This window comes from Spirobacillus cienkowskii, assembly GCF_037081835.1.
GTDB classification, from domain to species: Bacteria; Bdellovibrionota_B; Oligoflexia; order Silvanigrellales; family Silvanigrellaceae; genus Silvanigrella; species Silvanigrella cienkowskii.
Window position 1 is genome coordinate 618237 of record NZ_CP146516.1, and the last position, 13055, is coordinate 631291.

Here is a 13055-nt window from a genome sequence, read left to right on the forward strand (position 1 = left end):
TGCTAGTGAAAATGAGTAATCTGTTACATCAGAATGTAAAGGAGATAGGGTATGGCAGAGATTGTATTTTTGTTTCCTGGTCAGGGTAGCCAGTTTGTCGGCATGGGAAAAGAAATTTTTCAACAATATTCTGAAGTAAAGCGCACCTTTGAAGAGGCTTCGGATACCTTGGGTTTTAGTTTGGAGAAACTTTGTTTTGAAGATCAAGAAAATCGCTTGAATCTTACAGAGTTCACTCAGCCTGCGATTCTAACTCTGAGTACAGCAATCAGTCGATTGCTTCAAGCAAAGGGGCATTTTAAATTAAATTGTGTTGCAGGGCATAGCTTAGGAGAGTACTCGGCAATGGTCGCATTGGGTGCGTTATCGTTTTCGGATGCTGTAAAAGCGGTGCATTTTAGAGGGCAAGCAATGCAAAGAGCTGTTCCAGTAGGTGTAGGAGCAATGGCCGCGTACCTTGGAAATAGTGGAGAACATGTTTTTGAGCTTTGCAAATCACTAACCAATTCCAAAGAGGTTGTTGAAGTTGTTAATTTTAACTCTCCAGGACAACTTGTGTTAAGTGGGCATAAAAATGCTGTAGAAAACGCGTGTGCCCTGATTGCTGAAAAAAAACTTGGTAAAGCAAAGTTATTGCCAGTGAGTGCGCCGTTTCATTCTTCATTGATGCAACCTGCAGCGAAAGAAATGGAAAAATTTTTAGAAACGATTTCTATGAATCATGCTTATTCTGGAAAAATAGTTGCAAATGTTGACGCTCAAATTCATACTGGAGCCTCCTATTCCAAAAATATTTTGGTAAAACAAATTGCAAGTGCAGTTTTATGGACACAATCATTAATAAAAATTTCAGAAAGTTTTCCTAGTGCAACCTGGGTTGAAATTGGACCTGGCAAAGTACTGCAGGGGCTTGCTAAAAAAACAATTGAATCGTCAAATTGTTTAGGCACTCATGAACTATCGGCGGTTCATGCAGTGTTTGATATATTATCAAAATAAACCAGGAGATTGAAAACTCGTGCCAAAATTAAAATCACAAGAAGATATTGCAAAAATGAGAGAAGCGGGACGGCTTGCAGCACGAACCTTGCGGCATGCAGGAGAGCTCATTAAACCAGGAATTTCTACAGAACAGATAAACCAAGCGGTTCATGAGTTTATTGTTTCTCATGGAGCATATCCAAGTCCTTTAAATTACAAAGGTTATCCCAAATCGGTTTGTACAAGTATCAATGATGTTATTTGTCACGGTATTCCTAGTGAAAAAGAAATTCTTAAAGAAGGGGATATCATTAACGTCGATGTGACAGTCACGTTAGATGGCTATTTTGGTGATTGTTCAAGAACGTTTTATGTTGGACAACATATTTCTAACGAAAGTGTAAAGGTGACAGAAGTTGCAGCAGAGAGCTTAGCAAGAGGAATTGCTGCGGCAAAACATGGAAATCGGCTTGGTGATGTTGGTTGGGCAATTCAGGGGTTTGCAGAAAAAGAAGGATGCGGTGTTGTTCGCGATTTTGTCGGCCACGGGATTGGTAAAGTGTTTCATGAACCCGATCTGCAAGTCCCACATTATGGTCGACCTGGTATGGGATTAAAAATTGTAAGAGGAATGGTTTTTACAATTGAGCCTATGATCAATGCTGGCGATTGGCGAATGAAAATGATGAAGGATGGGTGGACATCAAAAACAGCTGATGGCAAACCGTCTGCTCAATTTGAACATACTATTGCAATAGTTGGCGATGGTGTTGAGATATTAACGGCTCTAGAAGACGATCCTATTGCGATTCGTGCAAAAGAACTGGGCGCTATAATTTTGTGGCCAGAATTAAATGGTAAAGTCAATGATAGATAATTTACAAACTTTTCGTGATAGTTACATTATTAATGTTATGGCGTGTTCTGTTGACGGTAAAATTGCAAGTCATGAAGCGGAGTCAACTCAAGAAAGAAATCTATTGGGTTATACGTGTACCAAAGACTTTGAAAGACTTCGTCGTGCTGTTGCGCAGTGTGATGTGGTTTTTTTAGGGGCAAGAAGTATGGCTTGTGAAAAGGGTGCTTTTTACGTATCTGATTTGAGAAAAAGTCAGCAAGACGAACCAGAATGGATATTATTTACTCGTTCAGGAAATGTGTCTTTTCAAAATGATTTTTGGTATCAAAAAAAAATTAGAAAAAGTATTTTTTTTAATACGTCAAACTCAGACTGTGATGATGAGATTCCTTTTTTAGAAGTGCAGCACAAACAAGAAAGTTTTGGCGATATCACTTATTATGTTGGAAATCTTAAAGGACTTCTAAATCATTTAAAAATTAAAAAATCTAATAAAATAGCGCTACTTGGTGGCGGAAAATTAAATGCATTGTTTTGGGAAAAAAATCTTGTTTCTGAATTATTGCTAACAATTAGTCCTGTTATGTGTGGCTTTACTGAAGCACCAGCATTGGTTTATGCTCCAAAATTATTGACTAAAAAGTTACAATGTAAAAAAGTGGAACAATCAGATAATTTTGTTTTTATTGATTATGTGGTACGCTAACAGTTTATTTAGTTTGAAAGAAAATGTTATATGAAATTTTCAACCTCAAGTGTTTGTGACGATTCGTACAATAAAAAAAAATTAAAACTAGGAAAAATCCATAAATTTTTCTTTGTGTTTAGTATTACGATCTTTTGTGCAATAGGTTTTGTCGCATCAGATATCTATTTGCCCTCTCTTCCTGCAATTGCAGATTACTATCATGTTAAGGCATCACTAGCACAAAATACAATGACAGTTTTTTTGGTGACAATGGCTATTTTCCAAATTTTTTCTGGAAGTATTTCTGATCGGTTTGGCAGAAAGAAAACACTATTTGTCTTTGTTACTATTTTTATTCTTGCTTCAATTGGTTGTTATCAATCGAATAGTATTTATGAGCTTATGTTTTTTAGGATACTGCAAGCTGTTGGAGCCTGTGCAGGAATGTCTGTGGGCCAAGCTATTGTTGCCGATCTGTTTGACTTTAAAGAGATGAGTCAAATTCTTTCTATTACAATTCCGCTTGTTGCATTTTCTCCAGCGATTGCACCTGTTTTGGGGGGTTATATTGAAGTTTTTTTTAATTGGCAAACAAATTTTTTAATTCTTGCAGGATATGGCTTATTTATAGTTTTACTTCTTATCAGTCCAATTATTCCAAAAAATTCTACCCAAAAAAAACAATCAGCATCTTCATTTAATTTAAAATTACTTTTAAATGTTTTGTTAAATAAAAAGTTTTTTGGTTTTGCATTGTTTATGATGGCATCAAATGCAACGTATTTTACTTTTGTTGCTGCTTCGCCATTTTTGTTAAAAAAGTTTGGTTATTCTCCTGAGACTGTAGGTTATGCACTTTGCGCAGCGTCATTTCCTTATATGTTAGCTTCTTTAATTGGATCAAGACTTTCACTCTACAAAACGAGTTTGCAAATTATATTTTACGGTTTGAGCTTAAATTTTATAGGAGGTGTTTTTCTTGTTTTGATGTTTTTAGTGCAGTGGGAGCATATGCTTGCACTTATGATTCCTGTGTTTATTATTACAATTGGTAATGGGTTATTAATGCCACTTTCGTCAGCAAATGCTATTTCGTTGTATCCAAATAATTCGGGGATGGTAACTGGTATGTTAGGTTCCTTGCAATTAACAGCGGCAGGATTTGGAACTGCATTAATTGGGTTCATAGAAGGAGCGACTCTTCTTCCTTTAGGAATAATTGTTATTGTTATATCAGTATTTACAATTTGTTACTTTTTAAAAGTTTATAAAGAAAAACAATCATCTGATATAATTATGGAATAAAATTTCTGCTCTAGTATTCTAATGGAAATTATTAATTCAAAAAAAAATTAAAATAGAGAATAAATCTTTTTAAAAATTTTATAACTAATTAAAAAATTGATTAAAAAACTTGAAATATATAGTGTATATTATTATAAAACTACAAACACTGTATATTTTGTGCAGGGGTATTTTAATAAAATTTAATTATTATTCATAATAATAGGAAAGTTAAATTGAATCTCAAACCAATTGCAGAAGAAATTTCAAGTCGTTCGGCAAGAAATGGATTTTTATTTGCAAGCATTGCTTGTATAATACTTTCAACAATATTACTACTTGTTTTGTATGATATTTATTTTAGAAGAACTCAAAAATTATTAAATGGATATATTCCCGAAATTAACTCATCACTTTCAGTTGGCGATGTTTTTTTTGCAAAAAAAATGTTGTCATCAATTCAAAAAAGTAATTATTTTTCTTCTATTTATATATATTCTTTAGTTAATAATAATATACTTGTTTTAAACGGAGATACTCCTCCACCATCACTTAATATAAATGTTTCGAGTAAACTTTATTTTAAAATTTATAAAGGTAATTTTTTATTTATTACAGTATTACCAATTGATGATAATCTTGCTATTAATGATAATTCCATTGTTGTAATTCAAAAAGTTAATTATTTTTTAATTTTTTTAATTTTTTTAATGATTGTTTTGTTTTGGACTTTAATTTTTATTTTTGTTAAAAATCAAAGCAAAAAAAACTATGAAAAAATGTTTGTGCCAATTATGAAGCTTTCTGAAAACTTAAAGGAAATCTCATTAAGTAAAGAAAATTATAATAAATTTATTACATATCACGAATTAGATATTATCTATAAAAACTTTAATAAAGTGTATGTTGAACTCAAAGAAGCGCAAAATCAACTAAAACAAATGGAAATGATGCGAGCTGTTTCAAGTACAATTCAAAAACTAGCTCATGATTTGAGACATCCTTTTGCACATATTAAAAATTCATTGCATGTTATGTTGCGCTTATCGAGCTACGAAGAAATTAGACAGTATATTTTAGAAACTGGTAAATCTATTGAAAAAGATATTTTGGGCGTAGAAAATATGCTTTCTGATTTATTGCATTTTAGAACAGAAGAATCACCGCATTTGGTTGATACAAATTTTTATCAACTTTTATATTCTGTTATTAAGAATAGTTTTGAGGTGCAAAAAAAAGTTGAAATATCTCTTTATTATAAATTTAATCATAAGTTTATGATTTGTGTTGATATACATAAAATGGAACGAGTTTTGTCAAATATTATTACCAACGCTATTGAAGCAATGCAAGGTATTGGTGAGATGAGTTTTGTAACAAGAGAATTTGTGAATGATAGTATTTTTTATTTTGAATTATGTATTTCTAATACTAATTCGTATATAGATGAAAATTCAGGTGATAAAATATTTGATCTATTTTTTACACAAGGTAAACAAAGAGGCACTGGTCTAGGTTTGGGTATAGCCAAAGAAATTATCGAACAGCATAGAGGAAAAATATTTTATACATCTTCTGTAACAAAAGGTGTAAAATTTTATATACAACTTCCTCAGCCAACAAAGTTAAAAGAAGACATTAATGACTCAATAGAGTTTCCTGTTGAAGCGAGTTTTTTTGTAAAAAATTTTGATTCAATTTATAATAACTCTCAAGTTGAATATGAAAAAAGATCAAATTTGATTGAAGAAAAAATTTTATCTTTATTAAATAGTAAATCTAACTCAAAAAAATTTCAAATACTTATTCTTGAAGATGATGAAACCTATATTAAGAATTTTTCAACATTAATTTCTTCAAATTTTCTTAGTAATTATTTTGAAATATTGCCTTTTAAAGATTTTTGGAGCGCCTATAATGGCGTTAAAAATTTTAATCCTGAATTTATTATTTGTGATATTGATTTAGGTATAAAAGATTTAAATGGTTTTGATTTTGTTAAGAAATTAAGAGAAGAAGGAAATAATTCAAAAATTTGTATTCATACAAATAGATTTTTAAAATGTGATTTAGAAAAATCTCTTGAAGTTAATTCTGACTTTTTTATAGCAAAACCCATGTCAAGATTTCAATTTCTTAAATTTATTTATTCATATTTTAATCCAGAATGTAATGAAAGATTTTTGTCTTCCGAGATTGTATTACAATCTTCTGACAATCATGATTTTATTATTATTATAGATGATGAATATGATTATCATAAGTTTTGGTCTGTTTCGGTTTACGATGCACAGATTAAATGTTTTTTTCATCCTGATGCAGCATTAAAATATTTTATAGATAATCCAGAGTTTTTGAATAAAGTAGCATTTATAATAGTTGACTATTATTATGATAAGAGTGCTTTAAATGTTTCTCAAATGAGTTTTACTGATTCTATTAGAAAATTTAATTATAAAAATCCAATTATTATTTCTACTAATGCTTCATTAAATCAAAATGATCATAAACAATTTGATGGCGTAATTGCAAAACAAGTCTATTCTTTATCTAAATTAAATTCTATGTTTCCTAATAATGGCTCAACTTTGTCTTAATAGTTCGGCAATTATTTTCTATATGTTTTTATTACAATAATGTAAATTTTTCATTACTAGCTAAAAATTAAATAGTATAATTATTTCATATATAGTTATTTATGATAGGAAAATATTATGCTCAAAAATGTTTATGCACCTTTGTCTGGTGGAGTTTTGCAAGAAAGAGTTATGGAAATAATTTCTAATAATTTAGCAAATACAAATACAACAGCATTTAAAGAAGATGAAATTGCATTTCAAGAACAAGAAGCAAATCCTTGGCCGAGTTATGCGACACCGCATCCACCTGCGCCATTTAAAATTAACATGCAAGAATTATGGCCTTTAAAGGGCAATGAAATGTCTTATGTTACTTTGAGCGAAATCAAAACAGCACATACTCAAGGGCCAATGATCAAAACAGGCAACTCATTGGACGTGGCAATACAAGGTGACGGTTTTTTTGAAGTGATGACACCTTTTGGCGAGCGTTTTACCAGAGATGGTGCCTTTAGCATTAGTAATGATGGAGTTTTAATTACCAAAACAGGAGCTGTTGTACAAGGAGAAAATGGGGCAATCAGTGGTCTCGAAGCAAAGAACTTCAGTATTTTAGCGACTGGAGAAATTTACATTGGAAAAAAATTTATTGATAAATTGAAAGTTGTCGCTTTTCAAGACACTACTTTGCTCGAGCGATTGGGAGAAAATTTATGGATTCATAATGGTGCGCCTGAAAATTTAAAAAAACCTGAAGGTGAGGTAACTGAAGGATATTTAGAGGGAAGTAATGTCAATCCCATGAGAAATTTAACCAATATGATTATTGCGCATCGAAACTATGAAGCTTTGCAGAAAACTGTAAAGTCACATGATGATACTATGCAAAATGCTAATAAAATTTCAGAAGTTCAGTAAAAATCCTTTGCTTAATATAATAAGCGTATAATTATTTAAAATTGCAATATGTTTATAAAAATAGTATAAAAATTAATTATAATTAAACATTATATGTTATCTTATGAACATAGTTTAACCGAAATGCACTTACTTGAATATTTTTTTTATTTAATATAGAAGAAGATTACTTATTGATTTAACTTTTGGAAGGTTATAATGAAAAATTTGAATTCAATACATTTATTTAAAACCGCTCTTAGCTTGGCATCATTTTTGTTTTCATTAAATTCGAATCCACAACAAAATTTATCAAATCCTCAAACTTTGAAAACAGATGGCAATAAAGAATTTAATGCAATTATTCAAGGAAATCCTTTAACACTTGAAGCAGCGATGAATTTAGCTGAAGACTATTCTTTTACTGCAAAAATTGCAGAACAAGATTTTTTAATTGTTGAGTCTCAAGAAAATTCGGCCTTTCGGAGTTTGTTTCCTACTATATCTTCTAATGCTTCGTATACTATAAATAGTGATTCTGTTAACAAACTCATTGGGACAACGGTAGGAACGCAAGCTGGTTTGCCCGATAAAACCTCAATGCTTGGTTCAATTTCTCTTTCTCAGCCTATTATCGGGCTCTATTCTTCACTACAAGCATTACAACAAGCATCTGCTCTCTCAAGGGCATCATTACAAAATAAAGCACAAAGTAAAATTGAGGCTAGGTTTAGTGGTGCCCAAGCATTTATTAATGCTCAAAAAGCAAACCAACTTTTAAAAACCGCAAAGTCATCTGTGGAAGTGGCTGAAAAGCAATTGAGTGATGGCAACGCCCAATATCAAGCCGGAAAATTAACACATGCTGATTTATTAAAGTTTAAGCTAGAGGTAGAAAACTCTAAAACGAGTTATATTCAAGCTCAAACAACATATAAAATTACTCTTATGACCTTAGCAGAAGCCATTGGTATAAGAAATTATAATTCAATTGTTTTAAATAATAGTGAACAATCTGTTTGGGAAACAAAATTACCCGCAATTCCGAGTCTTGAAAGTATACTAGAACAAGCTTTAGCCCAGCGCCATGATGTTCTTGCTGCAAAAGAAAATGTTCTTGCTGCAAATTATGGAAAACAACAAAAGTATAGTACTTATTTGCCTTCATTAAATTTTGTTGCAACGTACTCTAGAAATTTTAGTTCTAAAGATATTAGTGTTAATAGTGTAATTTATTCTGCAAAAGATATTCAAGATACTTTTTCTTATGGAGTTCAATTTTCTTGGGTTATTTGGGATTGGGGAATTCGTCAATCTCAAATTAATAGTACGGTAGCAGCAGAGCAAAAAGCCAAATACGTCTTAGAAAATTTAAATTTAAATGTCAGAATTGATATCACAAATAATTATTTACAATTGCAAAATGCTATTCAAGTATTAGATTCTGCAAAATTATCTGTGCAATATGCACAAGATGTTTATTTGCAAATGAAAGCTCGTTTTGACAATGGCCAAGTTACTGCAACAGACCTTATTTCTTCGGCTAACGCACAAACAACAGCAAGAGCTAATTTGGCCAATTCAAAAGGGGCTCTTGATTTGGCATGGATTTCTTTTCAAAAAAGTTTAGGAAAAAGACTTACTACATTAAATTAAATAATTTAATCTTCGAGATCGTGAGGCATAAAGTCACGAACAGCTCTAAAATTTTTGTTAGGTCTGTAATGAATAAGATTTGTTAATTTACTTGTATAAAGACAGGCATATGTTTCTACTTGTGTCGCAAAACGAGAGTTTTGTCGTCCTGTTTTCATAAGTTCGCCCCATATTGGGTGTAATTCTAAATGATATTTTTTAATTTCTTTTTTTTCTTTTTCTTTAATTATTAATAAATTTTGGTTAGTTTTTGTTATTATTTTTTCAAGTTGCTCTGTCTTGGTTTTTTGTTTTTGTAAATTTTTATTTTTTTCTTGAATGTGTAAAATTTCTAGTTTTTTTTCTAATAAATTTCTTTTTTTGTTTAATATGTCGCATATTTTATATTGTTTTTTTAGATTTTGCGTTGTATTGATTTCTTTTTCTAGCTCTTCAATAACAAGCATAGTTCGCCATCCAATTTCTTTCTTGCTTCTTAAAATGTCACCATAAATATGATCTCCAATATATAATATTTCTGACCCAGTTTTAATACCTAGTATGTTATATAAAAGTTTAAAATGGCCACCTTGAAATACTTTTGGTATCGGTTTTGTAATATTTTTTTCGAAATTAAGAATATCAATATTTTTTAAATAACTTGATTCAAGATCAACTTCATAAATTTGATTTTTTACAGTAAAAAAAGAAGGTTTTTGTGAACCTGTTATCACTAAATCAAATAAACTAAGCCATTCAAATTTTTTATTATCGGTAGAGTATAAGTAACTCATTACAATATTTGTATAATCCCAAAGACTATTTGTTGCTATAAATAATTTTCTACCAGAAGATTTTAATTGTTTTAATACAGGAACTAAATTTTTGTCTTTAGAAATATATTTACTTGGATTTTCGCTAACTTTATTTTTTATACTTCCATCTCTATGACATAGATCGATGCATTTTCTAATGTCTTGATAAATCTCGCAATAGCTTTTATCATTTAGGTTATTTTTTTTATTTTTAAAGTCTACAAGTTGTAAAAATAAAAACGCTTCGGCGAGAGAAAATAAAGTATCTATCAGGGCAAAATTAGGTTCATCATAATTAATTACATTTTCAACATCATATAATTTTCTTCTTTCTTCTCTATTTAATTCTCTAAAGCCATGATACGCAAGTTTTACATATCTATGTCGATCCATTTTTAGAACGTTGCCACGAATTTTATCAATAACAAGTCCTCTTATCATATAATGTGGATCAAATCGCCATTTTAAAATTTCTTCTGGATATTTGATCTCAACAAGTTTTTTTAATGTTTCGTCGTAGGCAAGTTTTTCAAAAGTTTCTGGCTTGTAAAGAGCAAGAGTATAATCCATATCAAAGCCAATTGCTTTAATTGAACTCATATTGAGAGATCGATTACAAAATATTTTTTCACTAATGGGTATAATATTTTTTTGTGCAGATATCATCATCTCTCCTCTTAGTGCACTTCGGTCACCATTAAGTCAGAGAGGTGACTTTATCATGCATAATATTTTCCGAATCGATTTCCAATAAATTTATCATAAGAAATATCTTCTTGGCGAACAAATCCAGCACTCGGTAACTGCCCATGAGCATGAAGATCAACAACTGCGCAAATACCAGAGGCTGTGGTAATTTGGATAGCTCCCCAGTGTTCTCCCCTTATTTCGGCATTATATATTTTTTTAGCGTAGCTGAGTTGACTCAGTTTATTATTTTTTTCACCTGTGACTGTAACAAAAATAATGACAACATCTTGTGTAGTATGCGGCAGAGATCTTTCAAGAATTTTTTTAAAGTTTTCTCTATCATCAATAAACTTTAAATCGTGCAGTAAAGTGTGAATTATTTTTCTATGTCCTGGATAACGTATAGATTTATAGTCCATAAATTTGACTTTACCAGCGAGAGTTTCGGCAAGAGTCCCAAGTCCTCCAGATGTATTGAAGGCTTCATATTCTTCCCCATCTAAATTAAAAAGTTCTTTACCTTCTAAAGCGGGAGTCAGTTCTAGTTTACCATTATTAATAACTTCACAAGGGTTACAATATTCGTTAATTAGACCATCAGTACTCCAGGTTAAATTGTATTTTAAACTATTATGAGGATAAATTGGAAGAGCTCCTACTCGCATTTTTACAGTATGGACAGAATCAAATTGTTCAGTAAGATGTTTTGCTGCAATTGTAATAAAACCAGGAGCTAAGCCACACTGTGGAATAAATGTGCAAGGAGCGTTTTTGGATAGTTCTTTGATGATAGAAGTTGTTTTAACATCTTCTGTTAAATCTAAGTAATTTACTTTTAATTTTCTTGCTGCTTCTGCTATATCTTTATTGCAAAAAAACGGAGCGCAGCTCAATACGTAGTCTTTTTCTTTTAATGCTTTTTCTATTTCTTTAGAAGACATAAAATTAGCGGTATCATAACTAACATTTTTATGAGGATATTTTAATATGGTAGCAGATTTAGCGGTATCTATATTAGAATCAAAAACTGTAATTTGGTATTCTTCGCATTCTGAAAGCATGCTTACAACAAGTTTTCCAATTTTTCCTGCGCCAAAAACGGCTACATTTTTTTTTGCCGACATCTTTGTACCTCTTAATAAATATTGAATTGCCATTTGATTAGATCCATGCGATCTATGTTAACAGTAAGTATGTTTTTCTCACTAGGAATTAAATTGGTCAAGGAGTTTTATTGTGAAAGAAGATCAAAGAGTACAAAAAACGAGCCATTTTTGTTATTGGAACTCTTTAACTGAAGAAAAAAAAGCAGAACTTATTAAGAATTCACAAACAGAAATTGGAGTTAATTCAGAAATTGGGTATTTAAGAAAAGTTTTTTTACACTCTCCAGGACATGAAGTTGAACTCATGACTCCAAAAAATGCTCCAGAGCTTTTGTATAATGATATTATTTATTATAAAAATGTTGTTGCAGGGCACGCGCAGTTAAAATCTGTTTTAAGTTTGGTAAGCAATGTGTTAGAGGTAACAGATTGTCTAGAAGAAATATTAGACATTCCTATAGCAAGAGAGCAGTTACTCGACAAGATTTTAAGATATCAAAATTGTATAGAGTATAAATTAGAACTCGAATCATTACCTTCTGCAGATTTGGCACAAGCTTTATTAACGGGTGTGCCATTAAAACGGAACACACTGGAAACTTGGTTGTCTTCAAAGAATTTTTCTCTTGTTCCGTTACCAAATATGTATTTTATGCGCGATACAAGCATGGTAGTGGGAAATCGAGTGATTACATCAAAAATGGCAAGTTCAGTGCGGTATGCCGAATCACTTATAATGCGCACTATTTATGATTACCATCCAAATTTGCAAGGATATGGTTTGTTACTTGATGCGTTAAATGAGCAAAATGATCCTGAATTTACAATAGAAGGCGGAGATATTCTTGTTATCAATAAAGATCTTTTATTGGTAGGAATCAGTGAGAGAACAACTCCAAAAGCAATTGATACTCTTGTTAATCAATTAATCAAAGCACGAGCTGAAGAAGCTAAAGAAGAACCTTTTAATTTACTCTGTGTTATTTTACCAAAAAATCGAAGCACAATTCATCTTGATATGATTTTTACTGTTGTAAATAATGAACAAGCAATTGTTTACCCTCCTTATGTATTAGGTAGAGAGCGAGCTCGTGTTGTTCGTATTCGTGTTAAACCAGATGGAGATAAAAAATTTAAAGAGGTTGAAGATCTTATTTTAGGCTTGAGAAGTGTCGGGGTGCGAATGGATCCTATTCCTTGTGGTGGAGATGATCCGTTGTATCAACAGCGTGAACAATGGAATAGTGGAGCCAATTTATTTGCGTTTGCTCCTGGAAAAGTCATTAGCTACATTCATGAGCACACGCTTCGGGCTTGCGAGTCAGCTGGGTTTAAAATTGTGTCTGCAAAAGATGTTATCAAGCACCCAACACTGCTGCAAAGTCACTCACCATTGGTTGTTACTGTTGAGGGAAGTGAATTATCTCGTGGAGGTGGAGGGCCGCGGTGCATGACCTGCCCTGTTTTGCGAGATCCAGTATAAATTTTGCAACAATATGCCCCTTTGCATTTGCTCTTGCC

General features: G+C 31.4%; 10 protein-coding genes. 8 read left to right on the top strand and 2 right to left on the bottom strand.

Annotated elements, in window-relative coordinates; all coding sequences use genetic code 11:
• Positions 1–51 precede the first annotated feature (51 nt).
• The 7 genes from fabD (at position 52) to Spiro2_RS02735 (ending at position 8944) form a co-directional block, all read left to right on the top strand.
• Entirely contained in the window at positions 52–999 is a 948-nt protein-coding gene (gene fabD / locus Spiro2_RS02705; protein ID WP_338636850.1) for an ACP S-malonyltransferase, read from the top strand.
• A gap of 19 nt (positions 1000–1018) precedes the next feature.
• Entirely contained in the window at positions 1019–1858 is an 840-nt protein-coding gene (gene map / locus Spiro2_RS02710) for a type I methionyl aminopeptidase (RefSeq protein ID WP_338636851.1), read from the top strand.
• A complete protein-coding gene (locus tag Spiro2_RS02715) occupies positions 1848–2546 on the top strand; it encodes a dihydrofolate reductase family protein (RefSeq protein WP_338636852.1) in 699 nt (232 codons plus the stop codon). The genes map and Spiro2_RS02715 overlap by 11 nt, the downstream gene beginning before the upstream one ends.
• Before the next feature lie 30 nt (positions 2547–2576).
• Positions 2577–3833 carry a multidrug effflux MFS transporter gene (locus Spiro2_RS02720; RefSeq protein ID WP_338636853.1) on the top strand — a complete coding sequence of 419 codons (1257 nt, stop codon included), beginning with the start codon at positions 2577–2579 and terminating at the stop codon, positions 3831–3833.
• Between the two features lie 215 nt (positions 3834–4048).
• Positions 4049–6409, top strand: coding sequence for a hybrid sensor histidine kinase/response regulator (locus Spiro2_RS02725; protein ID WP_338636854.1), 2361 nt, complete (start codon positions 4049–4051; stop codon positions 6407–6409).
• A 117-nt stretch (positions 6410–6526) separates the two neighbouring features.
• Positions 6527–7309, top strand: a complete 783-nt coding sequence (locus Spiro2_RS02730) for a flagellar hook-basal body protein (RefSeq protein WP_338636855.1) — start codon at positions 6527–6529, stop codon at positions 7307–7309.
• A gap of 198 nt (positions 7310–7507) precedes the next feature.
• A complete protein-coding gene (locus tag Spiro2_RS02735) occupies positions 7508–8944 on the top strand; it encodes a TolC family protein (RefSeq protein ID WP_338636856.1) in 1437 nt (478 codons plus the stop codon).
• Positions 8945–8949: 5 nt separating this feature from the next.
• Here the strand turns inward: Spiro2_RS02735 and Spiro2_RS02740 are convergent, their stop codons facing one another.
• Together Spiro2_RS02740 and Spiro2_RS02745 are read right to left on the bottom strand one after the other, a co-directional pair.
• The gene (locus tag Spiro2_RS02740) at positions 8950–10404 is read right to left on the bottom strand and encodes an HAD-IG family 5'-nucleotidase (RefSeq protein WP_338636857.1); all 1455 of its coding nucleotides are present in this window, start codon (positions 10402–10404) and stop codon (positions 8950–8952) included.
• A gap of 53 nt (positions 10405–10457) precedes the next feature.
• On the bottom strand, positions 10458–11585 hold the full coding sequence (locus tag Spiro2_RS02745) for a saccharopine dehydrogenase family protein (protein WP_338636858.1): 1128 nt from the start codon (positions 11583–11585) through the stop codon (positions 10458–10460).
• Positions 11586–11664: 79 nt separating this feature from the next.
• Here Spiro2_RS02745 and Spiro2_RS02750 point away from each other — a divergent pair, with 79 nt between their 5' ends.
• Entirely contained in the window at positions 11665–13017 is a 1353-nt protein-coding gene (locus Spiro2_RS02750) for an arginine deiminase family protein (protein ID WP_338636859.1), read from the top strand.
• Positions 13018–13055 lie beyond the last annotated feature (38 nt).

Coding starts and splice junctions, on each gene's coding strand:
- Spiro2_RS02720 (WP_338636853.1), top strand. CDS start 2,577: ATGAAATTTTCAACCTCAAGTGTTTGTGACGATTCGTACAATAAAAAA.
- Spiro2_RS02735 (WP_338636856.1), top strand. CDS start 7,508: ATGAAAAATTTGAATTCAATACATTTATTTAAAACCGCTCTTAGCTTG.
- Spiro2_RS02715 (WP_338636852.1), top strand. CDS start 1,848: ATGATAGATAATTTACAAACTTTTCGTGATAGTTACATTATTAATGTT.
- Spiro2_RS02745 (WP_338636858.1), bottom strand. CDS start 11,585: ATGGCAATTCAATATTTATTAAGAGGTACAAAGATGTCGGCAAAAAAA.
- Spiro2_RS02730 (WP_338636855.1), top strand. CDS start 6,527: ATGCTCAAAAATGTTTATGCACCTTTGTCTGGTGGAGTTTTGCAAGAA.
- fabD (WP_338636850.1), top strand. CDS start 52: ATGGCAGAGATTGTATTTTTGTTTCCTGGTCAGGGTAGCCAGTTTGTC.
- Spiro2_RS02740 (WP_338636857.1), bottom strand. CDS start 10,404: ATGATATCTGCACAAAAAAATATTATACCCATTAGTGAAAAAATATTT.